Source organism: Gilliamella sp. B3022, from assembly GCF_028751545.1.
In the GTDB taxonomy this organism is placed as follows: Bacteria; Pseudomonadota; Gammaproteobacteria; order Enterobacterales; family Orbaceae; genus Gilliamella.
Genome location: NZ_CP071867.1, coordinates 1,300,061 through 1,314,888, shown reverse-complemented (window position 1 = coordinate 1,314,888; position 14,828 = coordinate 1,300,061). Strand labels below are relative to the sequence as shown.

Sequence of the window (14,828 nt, the reverse complement as noted above, 5' to 3'; positions counted from 1 at the left end):
CTTTCCGTAAAAACGAGAACTCGTTTCTTTCAGCTTGTTCCTAATTGTTAAAGAGCTTTATCTTTCTATTTACTCTTATAAGTAAATACAAACATAATTTAGTTAAAAAGAGACTTCTTTAATGGTGGAGCTAAGCGGGATCGAACCGCTGGCCTCCTGCGTGCAAGGCAGGCGCTCTCCCAGCTGAGCTATAGCCCCATTTTCTTTCACTTCTTCAACCCGTTAAAGCCAAAATCAGCAAAAAATAAGTTGAATTGGTGGGTCTGAGTGGACTTGAACCACCGACCTCACCCTTATCAGGGGTGCGCTCTAACCACCTGAGCTACAGACCCAATAAAGTGACTCTTTTCTTAACAAACAATCTGTGTGAACACTTACGAGCACTTCGTAAGGAGGTGATCCAACCGCAGGTTCCCCTACGGTTACCTTGTTACGACTTCACCCCAGTCATGGACCACACCGTGGTAAACGCCCTCCCGAAGGTTAAGCTATCTACTTCTGGTGCAACCCACTCCCATGGTGTGACGGGCGGTGTGTACAAGGCCCGGGAACGTATTCACCGTGACATTCTGATTCACGATTACTAGCGATTCCGACTTCATGGAGTCGAGTTGCAGACTCCAATCCGGACTTAGACGTACTTTATGAGGTCCGCTTGCTCTCGCGAGGTCGCCTCCCTTTGTATACGCCATTGTAGCACGTGTGTAGCCCTGGTCGTAAGGGCCATGATGACTTGACGTCGTCCCCACCTTCCTCCGCTTTATCAACGGCAGTCTCCTTTGAGTTCCCGACCGAATCGCTGGCAACAAAGGATAAGGGTTGCGCTCGTTGCGGGACTTAACCCAACATTTCACAACACGAGCTGACGACAGCCATGCAGCACCTGTCTCACAGTTCCCGAAGGCACTCTCGCATCTCTGCAAGATTCTGTGGATGTCAAGACCAGGTAAGGTTCTTCGCGTTGCATCGAATTAAACCACATGCTCCACCGCTTGTGCGGGCCCCCGTCAATTCATTTGAGTTTTAACCTTGCGGCCGTACTCCCCAGGCGGTCGATTTATCGCGTTAGCTTCGGAGCCCATCACTCTAGGCAACAAACTCCAAATCGACATCGTTTACAGCGTGGACTACCAGGGTATCTAATCCTGTTTGCTCCCCACGCTTTCGCATCTCAGCGTCAGTATCTGTCCAGAAGGCCGCCTTCGCCACCGGTATTCCTCCACATCTCTACGCATTTCACCGCTACACGTGGAATTCTACCTTCCTCTACAATACTCTAGTTAACCAGTTTTAAGTGCAATTCCTAGGTTGAGCCCAGGGCTTTCACACCTAACTTAATTATCCGCCTACATGCCCTTTACGCCCAGTCATTCCGATTAACGCTCGCACCCTCCGTATTACCGCGGCTGCTGGCACGGAGTTAGCCGGTGCTTCTTCTGTAATTAACGTCAATTGATGAACCTATTCGATTCATCACCTTCCTCATTACCGAAAGTACTTTACAACCCGAAGGCCTTCTTCATACACGCGGCATGGCTGCATCAGGGTTCCCCCCATTGTGCAATATTCCCCACTGCTGCCTCCCGTAGGAGTCTGGACCGTGTCTCAGTTCCAGTGTGGCTGGTCATCCTCTCAGACCAGCTAGAGATCGTCGCCTTGGTAAGCCTTTACCCTACCAACTAGCTAATCCCATATGGGCTCATCAAATGGCGCATGGCCCGAAGGTCCCATGCTTTGGTCTCTCAACATTATGCGGTATTAGCAGTCGTTTCCAACTGTTGTCCCCCTCCATTCGGCAGATACCCATACTTTACTCACCCGTCCGCCACTCGTCATCAAGTGCAAGCACTCATGTTACCGTTCGACTTGCATGTGTTAAGCCTGCCGCCAGCGTTCAATCTGAGCCATGATCAAACTCTTCAATTTAAAGTTTGATGCTCAATAACTGTCTCTGACATATTCAAATGAATCTTCAGTGTCACTTATCAAGACTTAATTTTTCAGTCCGTAGACTTTTAATCTTTCGTCTCGCAAGTGCCCACACAGATTGTCTGTTTCTTCTTTTTAAAGAGCTGACAGCTATTTATCTTTCACTAAACATTTTGTTATTCAGTTTGCTGTCTCAAGGGCTGCGTATACTACGCTACACCTTTTTATTCGTCAAGATCTTTTTTCAAAATTTTTGACCTTGCTCACTTACACCCGCTGTCTCTGTTTGTCGATGACGCCGTGTCAGTGGATGCGCATTATAGGCACTTTAAATTTTACTGCAAGTGTTTATTGCTATTTTTTTTCTGTTTGTGCTTTTTTTGCTCTAAACGTACTCGAAGCATACTAAAACCAGTCATTTTATATCGGATGCTGTTTTAATTTACTTGATTAAACTATATTGCCTAACAAGAAAAGAATCACGAATAATTAAATTTAAGTATAAAGTATGCAGTATTTATATTAAATACTGCATTTAATAATCACCAATTAAGTCTCGATTTTTATCTTACTTGGTAAATCCGCTAAGCTGTCAATGACCCAGTCAGCTTGGGATAATGCTTCATCTGTGATTATGTCGCCAGTTTTTACTAACACTGCTTTTTTAACACCTGCACGTTTACCTGATAATAAGTCAGAAATTTTATCACCAACCATATATGAATTAGCAATATCTATATTTAGCTCTTTAGCTGCGGTTTGAATCATACCAGGACTCGGCTTTCGACATTCACATGTATCGATTAAAGGATCATGTGGGCAGTAATAGATACCATCTAAATCAACACCTCGATCTTGTAATGACCAATCCATCCATTCAGTCAAAACATTGAATTGTTCTTCTGTGAATTTATTTCTTGCAATCCCTGATTGATTAGTTGTAATAATCAATAAAAAGCCCATTTTTTTGAGTTCTTGCATTGCTTCAATGACACCATCAATAAAATGAAATTTATCAATTGTATGTACATAATTGTAATCGATATTAATGGTACCATCCCGATCTAAAAAAATAGCTGGTTTCATATTTACTTTTTTCCCTTTTGCTTAGATATTCAGCGAATTTATATCGCATATTATTGATTGACTTAGATGTCTAGACGTCTTAATATTCACCTATTTACACATTGTCTTTATATATTATGATACAACTACAACATATTTCGAAAACATTTGAACATAATAAGACGCCAATTCATGCATTAAAGGACATTACAATTCATGTACCCAAAGGCAAAATTTATGGTGTTATTGGTAAGTCTGGTGCAGGAAAGAGTACACTTATTCGCTGCGTTAATCTTTTAGAAAAACCCACTAGTGGTAAAATATTTTTTGATAATCAAGAGATCACTCATTTATCAAATCGTAAGCTTATTGAAGTACGTCGAAAAATCAGCATGATTTTTCAGCATTTTAATTTACTGTCTTCACGCACAGTGTTTGATAATATTGCATTTCCACTTGAGCTAGATAAAACACCTAAAGCCGTTATTAAACAAAAAGTCACTGAACTTATTGATTTAGTTGGATTAACCGAAAAATCTCATGCCTATCCTGCAAATTTATCGGGTGGTCAAAAGCAACGTGTTGCGATAGCAAGAGCTTTAGCTAGTGATCCCAAAGTATTATTGTGTGACGAAGCAACCAGTGCGCTTGACCCTGAAACAACGCGCTCTATTTTGGCATTATTAAAAGATATCAATCAAAAACTAGGTTTAACCATTTTATTAATTACCCATGAGATGGATGTTGTTAAACAAATTTGTGATCAAGTTGCCGTTATTAGTAGTGGGGAATTGATTGAGCAATCATCGGTTGGAGAAATGTTTTCACATGCAAAAACGGATATTGCACGTCAATTTATTCAATCAACTTTACATCTTAATATTCCTGAAGATTATTTAGCAAGGCTATCGCCTGAATATAAAGAAGGACTTAATCCTTTAGTGAGTTTTGAGTTTACTGGAGTTTCAGTAGACTTACCTTTATTATCTCAAATTGCTAAAGAGTTTGATATTGATAGCAACATTATTAGTGCACAAATGGATTATGCAGGAGGTGTTAAATTTGGTTTAATGTTGGCTGAACTAAGAGGAAAACCCAAAAGCACAGCATCAGCAATTCAGTTTTTAGAAAAAAATAACACTAAAGTAGAGGTGCTTGGTTATGTTTGATTTTATTCCTTCATTTAAACCTTTTGAGTCATTATTTCGATATTTTGCAGGACACGACTTTTGGGCAAATTTTGTGGCATTTTGTTCTTCATTTAATGGATTTAATGAAGCTATGTTATTCAAAATGGCACAAGCAACTGATGAAACATTATATATGGTTATTCTGTCAGGTTTATGGGGAACAGTGATAGGTTTACCTATTGGTATATTACTTTACACCACCCGTAAAGGACAAATTTTAGATTGTTATACAGCTAATAGTACGCTTTCATTCATTACTAACGTGTTCCGTTCCATACCTTTTATTATATTAATCGTTTGGATTATTCCATTTACCACATTTTTAATGGGAACTTTTATAGGTAAGCAAGCAGCAGTTGTTCCATTAAGTATTGGGGTTTCTCCATTAATTGCACGTATGATTGAAAATGCATTATTGGATGTACCTAAAGGACTAATTGAGGCTGCTCGTTCAATGGGTGCAACACCATTACAAATTATATATAAAGTTCTATTACCTGAATCATTACCGGTAATAGTCAATAGCATGACAATTACATTAATTACTCTTACCGGATATATTGCTATGGCTGGAGCTGTTGGTGCTGGTGGTTTAGGTCAACTTGCAATTCAATATGGTTACAACGGCTATAAGCCTGCTATAATGAATACGGTTTTAATTATATTAATTGTTATTGTTTTTATTATACAATTTATTGGCAATAGGATTGTCAGACGCGTTACGCATCACTAATTTTGGAGGAATTCATGTCTATTAAAAAACTAGCATTCATTACCGTATTGATAAGTTCATTTTTTTTAACTGGTTGTGATAATAAGCAATCAACAGTTTCAGATAATAAATCAGAAGAACCGGCTAAAGTTAGCATGATTAAAGTAGGCGTTATTTCTGGTCCTGAACAAGAAGTCGCAGAAGTGGTTAAGCAACAAGCCAAAGATCTTTATAATCTAGATGTTGAACTGGTAATTTTTAATGATTATGTCACACCAAATCAAGCATTAAATGATGGCTTAATTGATATTAATGCTTTTCAACATAAGCCTTATTTAGATGAACAAATAAAAGAACGCGGCTATAAACTAGCCGTTGTCGGTAACTCATTTGTTTACCCTATTGCTAGCTATTCTCATAAATTAAAACCAATTGATAATACAACAGAAACAGGAGAAGGTGTAAAAATAACATCACCTCGCGGTGAAACTTTCTTTATTGCCGCTAATTCAACGATTACCATTCCAAATGATCCAACTAATTTAGGTCGAGCATTACTCTTATTACAGCATGAAGGTATGATTACCGTTGATAAAACGAAAGGTTTACTACCTACTGTTCTTGATATTACAAGTAATCCTTATAACTACAAGATTGTTGAACTTGAAGCACCAATGCTACCGCGTTCATTAGATGATGCTCAAGTTGATCTTGCTATTATCAATAATGCTTTTGCAGGACAAGCAAATTTAACACCAAGCAAAGATGGCATATTTGTAGAGGATAAAGAATCACCATATGTTAATATTATTGTAGCTCGAGAAGCTGACAAAGATAATGAAAACATCAAAAACTTTGTTAAAGCCTATCAAACTGATATTGTAGCACAAAAAGCTGAGCAAATTTTCAATGGTGGTGCAATTCGTGGTTGGTAATGATCGATGAATTATTAACTATAAACATTATTCCGCTGACCCATAAATCAGCGGAATAATACTACTGAAAGAACCGATAAGACTATTTAAAATTGGCTATCAATAAATAAAATCTTAAATAATGACATATCAAATCAAACCGATCGGTATTATTCATTCTCCCTACAGCGAAAAATTTGCTGTTCCTCGACAGCCAAATTTAGTTACCGCAGGTCAAGGTGAACTTCATCTATTATCACCTTATAATAATCCTGTTAGTGTTAAAGGATTAGAACAATTTTCACATTTATGGCTATTATTTCAATTTCATCATATTGAACCAGAAAAATGGCGTTTATCTGTACGTCCGCCGCGTTTAGGCGGTAATAAAACATTAGGAGTGTTTGCTACCCGATCACCTTTTCGCCCTAATCATATTGGACTTTCAGCTGTCGAATTAACAGATATTGTTTTCAAAAATAAGCAGATTATTTTGAAATTAGGCAGTATTGATTTAGTTGATGGAACACCAATTATCGATATTAAACCTTATTTACCCTATTGTGATAGTTATCCTTGGGCTGTTGCAGGTTATGCTCAATCAGAACCTGAGAAAAAAATTACAGTGGAATTTTCACCACAAGCACAATTGATTCTAACTTCATACCTATCAACTTATCCACACCTTAAAGAATTAATCACGCAGGTTATCTCTCAAGATCCAAGACCTGCTTACAAACAAAATAATATTGAGCAACAAGAATATGGGCTGAGACTTTACCAATTCAATATAAAATGTAAAATCAGTAATCAACATGCAATTGTTGAAGATATTATTATGGATAATAAGAAATAGGGAAAAATGTGTTACTCGTTAATGATAAAGAACCAATTCTTAACTTTTATCATTTATCGATGATTGACGACAGATCCAATAAATCATCCTAATAATACATTAACGTTTGTAAAAAATTTTTAGGCTAGTGATACGTTTTAATAGATTTAACTAAAAATTGTTTTGTAAAGATTGTTTACAAAAATATCATCGGAAACGACTAAAAAAGACTGGTATATTTAAATAACTTTGATACATTAAATACGGGTTTAATTTCCCTATATTTCCCTTAACCACTAAAATCCTTAAATTTTAGTGGTTCTTTTAATAAAAGATTAATGGTATTGAGAATGTTGTTTATTTCTCATTTGAGCAACATCAATCGCATCAAAGAGATAGTGCTTTCCGCAATAATCACAATGAATATCGATCTTTCCGTCCTCTTCATTTAGAATTTCATCAATTTCATTAGCAGGTAACGTCATTAAACTATCTTCACAACGTTGACGAGAGCACCCACATTTAAAAGTAATATTGTGAGTTTCAAAAAGTCTGACTTCTTCTTGGTTGTAAAGACGATATAAAATTTCTTCAGTTGATAACTCGAATAATTCATCGCTAGTAATCGTTTCAGTTAAAGCACTAAGATGCTCAAATGAATCCGTTGTATTTTCATTGCTAGGTAAAACTTGCAATAAAATTCCTGCTGCTATTCGCTTACCTTTAAATAGACCCGTTTTAATAAACAGTCTAGTTGGTAACTGTTCTGACTGCATAAAATAGTTTTCGATACAGCCTAATAATGAATCATTCTCTAAACCAACTATACCTTGATAACGCTCACCATGTTTTGGTGTAATTGTGATAACTATATAGCCATTACCTACCATATCTTTAAGCGAAGCATCATCACCAATGCTACTATTGATTCTAGCAACACCACGTAACTCTTGCTGATTATTACCATTAACTACAGCTAAACTTAATGGCCCATCACCCTGTAACTGTACAGCAATATCACCTTCAAATTTTAAAGTGGCAGTTAATAAACTGGTTGCAACTAATAATTCCCCTAGTAACTTTTGTACAGCTATTGGATAATTATGATCATCTAAAATAGCTTGGTATGTCTGTTCAAGACGGGTAATTTCACCGCGAATAGGATGATTATCAAATAAAAATCGATTTAAAGTATCCATATTAGTTGTTGTCACCTTTTTGTCTATCATATTTAAATTTAAGCAAATTTCGCCGCTCTTTTTTATCCGGCTTTCTATTAGGATGCGGCATAGTTAATGCATTTAGTTTACGAGCTTGTGCCAGTTGATCGCGTTTAGCAATACTATCGATCGTTTCTCGATAAAGAAATTGAGCTTCAGTGGCAGTTCTTCTTTGACTACTGATAGCCAAAATTTGAATTGTTTTTTGTTCGGAGCCCTGACGAAGTGTTAACATCGCCCCAACTTCAACAATTTTACTTGGTTTAGCGCGTTGACCATTATAGTGAACTTTACCACCATCAATCATTTCTCTGGCTAGAGAACGGGTCTTATAAAACCTTGCAGCCCATAACCATTTATCGAGTCTTACTCGCTCCATCACCACCTCATCTAGTTTTACTATCAAAGCCAGTTTGATAATAAACATATACAACCAATCAAATTGGCTTGTTATAAATTATATAAGATTGCTTTTTTTAAAATCAATGTTGTGGACTAACAATAAACTCATTGCCATTTGTTAAAAATGTACCGGATAAACCAAATGGTGAAATATCACCATGTAAATCAGCACGATAATTGAACGCGCTAGGAGGTTCCTGAACTAATTTCCACTCATCAAGAAGTAAACTGCTTACACCATATGCTGAGAGGTGTAATGATAAGAATTCGGTTTGCGATGGATTAACTTTGGCAACAGCCTCAACCATTCCACCACTCACTAATGAACTAAAATTCCATAAAGTATTATACTGTGAATCAAATTTTACCACTAGATCAGGGTAGTTAACATCGATCTGATTAATCGTACCTTTTTCAGCTTTTAAAAATAATGTTCCAAAATATAAACCTAATTTTTTATCTTTTACTAAAATGACATCAGAGCCAGAAGCCTCGAAATTTATTAATGTAAATGGATAAGTTGGATTAGTATTAATTAACATGCTTGGTAACACGGTTAAATCATCGATTACAACTTGACTAAAGACGTCTGGCAATGAAAAATGTTCTAACTTTTCGGTTATTTGATAATCAACACCCGAAAATAATAATTTACTCAAATGTAATGAGTTATTCTTCCATACACCAGAAAAATTGACATTACCATTATTCCAAGTTGCCATTGCTTTTGGGATATCAACTTGCTGATCATTTAAAGCCAATTGAAGTAATACCGAGGAAAACGTATTATTATTCCAGACAACACTATCAGCATTAAAAATAATAGAACCGCCCTCAATGTGCCATCGATCATCATACCGTAGGTTAGCTGTTTCAAAATTACCTTTATCAATAATTAAAAAAGGCAACTGGATACTGCTTTCAAAAATTGACAACTGACGAATCGTTAATTTTGGTAAGACAGAAAGATATTTATCAAAATAATTATCATCCGTTGTTTGGAAATGAATATTGCTTACTTTCAATTGTTCAATATCCAAACTATTATCTGATAATATTTTTAATTTACTCACAAAAAAACCTTTATCAAAATTCCCACCTAAGTTAGTAATAGAGGTAATATTATCGCGATGAAATCCTTGAATAAGGACTTTATTCATTGGTAGTTGATTAAGTAAAACGTGTTGTGAGGTTAAATCAAACTGATATTTTATATCACCGGATGAACTAAATGGTTTGATACCACCATTTAACTGCTGTAAAGATAAATTTATTTGCCCATTATTAAAGGAAGTATTAACAATAGAATCAACTAATTTTAACGTATCTGCTGTAAAATTATCATATTTAATATCTTGATTATGATTAATTTCACCATTTATAACAGTAATATACTTAAAATGATTAAATTGCCAAAGGTGATTTTTATCCAACCCAATAACTAATTTAGGAATTCTAACTAGTTCCTGTTTTTCATCTTTAATAATGACATTATCAAATGATAATTCATATAAATTTGCAAATGAGTGATGCATATTATCAATTGATATAGTATAAGAGCTTAATTTTGACAATTGTTGGCTAACTATTTTTGCGCCAAATGATGTCTGTAGCAAAAAATAAGGCAAAAAAACCAAAAAACAAACAATAGTCAAAAAAATAATTATAAAAAGTTTTAATCGCCGCATAAATAGACTAAATCACTAAAATAAATTATTTAATAATTACATTACGATACCCCATTTTAACCAAAATAGCATCTGATTTCGATACAAATGATTTGTGATTGTATCAGTTTTAAAGTTAATATATAAAAATAGGTGTATTTAAAATAACAAATAAAATAAATAACTTTCCTGCTTTAATACAATGATAGGATCGTTATTTATATTTATTAATAAGTAAAACGGGAGAAACAGAGATGAAACAAATCCCAATGACGGTAAAGGGAGCAGAATTATTACGTGCGGAATTGGAAGAGCTGAAAAATGTTAAACGGCCGCAAATTACAGCAGCCATTGCCGAAGCCAGAGCGCACGGGGATTTAAAAGAAAATGCCGAATATCACGCAGCAAGAGAACAACAGGGTTTTTGCGAAGGGCGTATTCAAGAAATCGAAGGTAAATTATCACAAGCCCAAATTATCGATATTACTAAAGTGAAAAATACTGGACGAATAATTTTCGGCGCAACAGTTACAGTAATCAACGTAGATACTGATGAAGAAACTACCTATCGTATCGTTGGTGATGATGAAGCGGACTATAGACAAAATCTTATTTCAGTTAACTCTCCAATAGCAAGAGGCTTAATAGGTAAAGAAGATGGTGATACAGTACAAATAAAAACACCAGGTGGTGATGTTGAATTTGATATTGTGAAAGTTGAATATATTTAAATAAAAAAATGAACAGGGCTTATACGCCCTGTTATAATATCTATTTAGGTAATGAGATTTTCTTCTCATCACTTGGTCTAAAAATGGTAAAGATAGAACCTACTTGTTGCACTGGTAACGCATTAGTTTCGCGAATAATTGCATCACAAATTAGCTTTTTAGTTTCACGATCTTCCGCGGATATTTTAATTTTGATTAATTCATGAAAATTCAGGGCATTTTCAATTTCTGCTAAAACGCCCTCGGTAAATCCATTAGCACCAATCATCACAATAGGTTTAAGGTGATGAGCTTCACTTTTTAAATACTGTTTTTGTTTATTCGATAAATTCATTAATTTTTTATCACATTAAGTTGTAATTTTATTATTTTACCCTTATATATATGAGTAATCAATTGAAGTAATCATCTTATACTAAGGATTTATTATCTGTGAGTAACAAAAAACGCTCAGCAAGTTCAACGCGTTGGCTCAATGAACATTTTAATGACCGATTTGTGCAACAAGCACAAAAAAAAGGACTGCGCTCAAGAGCATGGTTCAAACTAGAAGAAATTCAAAAAAGTGATAAATTATTCAAACCAGGTATTACCGTAGTTGATTTAGGTGCAGCACCTGGTGGTTGGTCACAATATGTTGCCTCACTGATTGGTAATAAAGGTCGCATTATTGCATGTGATCTGCTACCTATGGATCCAATCGTTGGCGTGGATTTTTTACAGGGTGATTTTAGAGATGAACTTGTATTGAAAGCGCTATTAGAACGAGTTGGCGAAGAAAAAGTTCAAGTTGTTATGTCTGATATGGCACCAAATATGAGTGGGCAACCGGCAGTTGATATACCTAGAGCAATGTACTTAGTCGAACTTGCACTTGATATGTGTAGAGATGTGCTTGCACCTAATGGTAATTTCATTGTAAAAGTGTTTCAAGGTGAAGGATTTGAAGAGTACTTAAAACAAGTCCGATCGATGTTTAAAACAGTCAAAATTCGTAAACCTGAAGCCTCTCGGGCAAGATCTCGAGAAGTTTATATTGTTGCAATGGGTATGAAGTAGCCAGTTGAATAATTTTGTAGTACCATACTTCGTTAATTTTGGTCGTAACTATTATTTTTATGAGAGGTTTTTCTTTTGAACGACATGGTAAAGAATTTACTGATTTGGGGAGTAATCGCTATAGTGCTAATTGCTGTATTTAACCAATTTAGCGCTATATCTAATAGCCTCCCTCAAGTTAATTATACCCAATTTAATTCTGATATTGCCAACAAAAAGCTCAAAGAAGTGCATATCAATGGACGTGAAATTACTGCTACAACCAACGGTAACGAAAATTATGTTACCTATATTCCTTATTATGACGATAAATTAATGGATGATTTGGTGCTCAATAAAGTCGCAGTATATGGCCAGCCAGATGAAAGACCAAGTTTATTAGCCAATATATTAATTTCTTGGTTTCCAATGGTGGTATTTATTGGTCTTTGGTTCTTTGTTATGCGCCAAATGAATGGAGGCGGTAAAGGTGGACCAATGTCGATCGGCAAAAGTAAAGCTCGCATGTTAACCCCCGATCAGGTCAAAACCAAATTTGCCGATGTTGCTGGTAGTGAAGAAGCTAAGCAGGAGGTCACTGAGGTCGTTGATTTCTTACGTGACCCTGGTAAATATCAAAAATTAGGTGGTCGAATTCCAAAAGGAATTTTAATGGTTGGGCCTCCAGGTACGGGTAAAACTTTATTGGCAAAAGCTATAGCTGGCGAAGCCAATGTACCATTCTTTAGTATTTCAGGTTCTGACTTTGTTGAGATGTTTGTGGGTGTTGGCGCTTCCCGTGTACGGGATCTATTTGATCAAGCACGTAAACATGCCCCTTGTATTATTTTTATCGACGAAATTGATGCCGTTGGACGTAAACGTGGTGCTGGCTCTATGGGTGGTCACGATGAACGAGAACAAACATTAAATCAAATGTTAGTTGAAATGGATGGATTTGAAACCAACAGTGGAATTATCATTATAGCTGCAACTAACCGAGTAGATATACTTGATCCAGCTTTACTTCGTCCTGGTCGTTTTGATCGACAAGTACAAATTGGTTTACCTGATATGAAAGGTCGCGAACAAATTTTAGCTGTCCATGTGCGTAAAATTCCACTAGGTCCTGATGTGGATTTATCGGTATTAGCGCGAGGCACTCCAGGTTATTCAGGTGCAGAATTAGCTAATTTAGTTAATGAAGCTGCTTTATTTGCTGCCCGACGTAATAAACGTCTTGTCACCATGGATGAATTTGAAGAAGCCAAAGACAAAATCAATATGGGCACAGAAAGACGTTCGTTAACCATGACCCAAGAACAACTTGTTTCAACAGCTTATCACGAAGCTGGGCATGCGATTATTGGCTATTTAATGCCTGATCATGACCCTATCCATAAAGTGACCATTATTCCTCGTGGACGAGCTTTGGGTGTGACTTTCTTTTTACCTGAAGGTGACCGAGTAAGTGAGAGTCGAGAAAAATTAGAAGGCGATATTGCAACACTGTATGGTGGTCGACTTGCAGAAGAGTTAATTTATGGTACAGATAAAGTATCAACAGGTGCATCAAATGATATTAAAGTTGCAACTCAATATGCGAGAGCAATGGTAACACAGTGGGGGTTTTCTGAGCGTTTAGGACCATTATTTTATGAAATGGATGAAAATTCAGCTTATGGACGTCCTAAAGATATTTCAGATGAAACAGCTCGAATCATTGATGAAGAGGTCAAAGCCATAATCGATCGCAATTACCAACGAGCTCGTCAAATATTAACTGATAATATTGATGTACTTCATGCAATGAAAGATGCATTAATGAAATATGAAACTATTGGCTCAAAACAGGTTGCAGATTTAATTGCCCGCCGTCCAATTACTACGCCGGATGATTGGACAGAAAGTGATGAAAAAGCAGCTAACAAAATTCCAAATGAAGGCAGTAGCACACTACCGCCTCAATCAGAAAGTTAATTTGTTCAAAAGGTATAAATATAACGCGCTACGGTGCGTTTTTCATAGTAAAAAATATAAATTAAAAACGTGATTATTAAGATTCAATCAAATAAGGCACAATTATGGAAATTCGATTTAAAAATCAGATAATGGACCTTTCATTTCCACAAGTAATGGGTATTGTTAATATGACGCCTGATTCATTTTCTGATGGGGGTAATTACAATAATCTTGATGATGCTATGCGCCGAGTTGACAATATGATTCAAGCTGGCGCGACTTTTATTGATGTAGGTGGCGAATCAACACGCCCAGGAGCGGCTGAAGTATCGGTTGAAGAAGAGTTAGATCGTGTTATACCTTTGGTTGAAAAAATTGCACATTATTTTGACATTTGGATATCAGTCGATACTTCTAAACCACAAGTAATGACTGAGTCGGCAAAAGCTGGAGCTCATTTAATTAATGATATTCGAGCACTTACCGAGCCAGGTGCTATCGAAGCGGCAGCAAAAACACAATTACCAATTTGTATCATGCATATGCAAGGCGATCCTAAAACTATGCAAAATGCTCCACATTATCAGCAAGACATTTACCAAGAAGTGGACCAATTTTTTACCCAACACATTAATCGTTGTATGAAAGCTGGAATAGAACGTCAAAAAATCATTCTCGATCCAGGTTTTGGTTTTGGTAAAACGCTACAACACAACTATCGATTATTAGCTAAATTAAACAGTTTTCACCATTTTGGTTTACCGTTATTAGTCGGAATGTCACGTAAATCAATGATAGGACAAGTATTAAATGTTGCCCCTCAAGAACGCATGATAGGCAGTATATCTTGTGCTGTAATAGCAGCTATGCAAGGAGCACAAATTATTCGTGTTCATGACGTTAAAGAGACCTTTGATGCACTGAGGATTGTGCAAGCAACATTAGTAGAACAAGGATAAATTTGAAACCAAATACACAATAAATAATATTATCTATTGATATCTTTTTTTAAATTTTTCTAAATTAGATATATTAGAGTTATTGTTTTTACTTCAAAATAATTTTGATGATCAAGTAAGCAATAAATTTAGAATAGCTAATATTATTTAGTATAAGATATTTACTCATATTGTAAGATTAGTTCGTGTTACTTTTTCCTATCT

Annotated in this window: 13 protein-coding genes, 2 tRNA genes and 1 rRNA gene; 8 read left to right on the top strand and 8 right to left on the bottom strand. The window is 35.9% G+C overall.

What is annotated here, in order from left to right:
* Positions 1-122: 122 nt before the first annotated feature.
* The 4 genes from J4T76_RS05970 to gmhB form a co-directional block, all read right to left on the bottom strand.
* Positions 123-198, bottom strand: a tRNA-Ala gene (locus J4T76_RS05970).
* A gap of 57 nt (positions 199-255) precedes the next feature.
* Positions 256-332: transfer RNA gene (locus J4T76_RS05965), tRNA-Ile, on the bottom strand.
* 56 nt (positions 333-388) lie between these two features.
* Positions 389-1,926 (bottom strand): 16S ribosomal RNA (locus J4T76_RS05960).
* A 552-nt stretch (positions 1,927-2,478) separates the two neighbouring features.
* The gene (gene gmhB, locus J4T76_RS05955) at positions 2,479-3,015 is read right to left on the bottom strand and encodes a D-glycero-beta-D-manno-heptose 1,7-bisphosphate 7-phosphatase (RefSeq protein ID WP_267342056.1); all 537 of its coding nucleotides are present in this window, start codon (positions 3,013-3,015) and stop codon (positions 2,479-2,481) included.
* A 116-nt stretch (positions 3,016-3,131) separates the two neighbouring features.
* On the opposite strand from gmhB, the gene metN reads away from it, so the two are divergent.
* The 4 genes from metN (at position 3,132) to tsaA (ending at position 6,666) form a co-directional block, all read left to right on the top strand.
* Positions 3,132-4,163: a methionine ABC transporter ATP-binding protein MetN gene (gene metN / locus J4T76_RS05950; RefSeq protein WP_267355222.1), complete on the top strand. Its 1,032-nt coding sequence runs from the start codon at positions 3,132-3,134 to the stop codon at positions 4,161-4,163.
* Positions 4,164-4,275: 112 nt separating this feature from the next.
* Positions 4,276-4,917: a methionine ABC transporter permease gene (locus J4T76_RS05945; RefSeq protein WP_416380577.1), complete on the top strand. Its 642-nt coding sequence runs from the start codon at positions 4,276-4,278 to the stop codon at positions 4,915-4,917.
* A 14-nt stretch (positions 4,918-4,931) separates the two neighbouring features.
* Entirely contained in the window at positions 4,932-5,831 is a 900-nt protein-coding gene (gene metQ, locus J4T76_RS05940) for a methionine ABC transporter substrate-binding lipoprotein MetQ (RefSeq protein WP_267342059.1), read from the top strand.
* 118 nt (positions 5,832-5,949) lie between these two features.
* Entirely contained in the window at positions 5,950-6,666 is a 717-nt protein-coding gene (tsaA, locus tag J4T76_RS05935; protein ID WP_416380576.1) for a tRNA (N6-threonylcarbamoyladenosine(37)-N6)-methyltransferase TrmO, read from the top strand.
* Positions 6,667-6,980: 314 nt separating this feature from the next.
* Here the strand turns inward: tsaA and hslO are convergent, their stop codons facing one another.
* From hslO to J4T76_RS05920, 3 genes are all read right to left on the bottom strand, one after another.
* Complete coding sequence (hslO, locus tag J4T76_RS05930) at positions 6,981-7,874, bottom strand: Hsp33 family molecular chaperone HslO (RefSeq protein WP_416380575.1); 894 nt, start codon at positions 7,872-7,874, stop codon at positions 6,981-6,983.
* Positions 7,846-8,244, bottom strand: a complete 399-nt coding sequence (gene hslR, locus J4T76_RS05925; RefSeq protein ID WP_267342064.1) for a ribosome-associated heat shock protein Hsp15 — start codon at positions 8,242-8,244, stop codon at positions 7,846-7,848. The genes hslO and hslR overlap by 29 nt, the downstream gene beginning before the upstream one ends.
* A gap of 103 nt (positions 8,245-8,347) precedes the next feature.
* Entirely contained in the window at positions 8,348-9,841 is a 1,494-nt protein-coding gene (locus J4T76_RS05920) for a hypothetical protein (protein ID WP_267342065.1), read from the bottom strand.
* Positions 9,842-10,188: 347 nt separating this feature from the next.
* On the opposite strand from J4T76_RS05920, the gene greA reads away from it, so the two are divergent.
* Positions 10,189-10,665 carry a transcription elongation factor GreA gene (gene greA / locus J4T76_RS05915; RefSeq protein ID WP_065559646.1) on the top strand — a complete coding sequence of 159 codons (477 nt, stop codon included), beginning with the start codon at positions 10,189-10,191 and terminating at the stop codon, positions 10,663-10,665.
* Positions 10,666-10,705: 40 nt separating this feature from the next.
* Here greA and yhbY read toward each other — a convergent pair whose 3' ends face one another.
* Positions 10,706-10,999 (bottom strand): ribosome assembly RNA-binding protein YhbY, encoded by a 294-nt coding sequence (yhbY, locus tag J4T76_RS05910; RefSeq protein ID WP_267342069.1) that lies wholly within the window; start codon positions 10,997-10,999, stop codon positions 10,706-10,708.
* Between the two features lie 98 nt (positions 11,000-11,097).
* Between yhbY and rlmE the strand changes: the two genes are divergently transcribed.
* From rlmE to folP, 3 genes are all read left to right on the top strand, one after another.
* The gene (gene rlmE / locus J4T76_RS05905) at positions 11,098-11,724 is read left to right on the top strand and encodes a 23S rRNA (uridine(2552)-2'-O)-methyltransferase RlmE (protein ID WP_267342071.1); all 627 of its coding nucleotides are present in this window, start codon (positions 11,098-11,100) and stop codon (positions 11,722-11,724) included.
* Between the two features lie 75 nt (positions 11,725-11,799).
* A complete protein-coding gene (gene ftsH / locus J4T76_RS05900) occupies positions 11,800-13,683 on the top strand; it encodes an ATP-dependent zinc metalloprotease FtsH (RefSeq protein ID WP_416380259.1) in 1,884 nt (627 codons plus the stop codon).
* 104 nt (positions 13,684-13,787) lie between these two features.
* Positions 13,788-14,624, top strand: a complete 837-nt coding sequence (gene folP / locus J4T76_RS05895; protein WP_267342072.1) for a dihydropteroate synthase — start codon at positions 13,788-13,790, stop codon at positions 14,622-14,624.
* Positions 14,625-14,828: the final 204 nt, after the last annotated feature.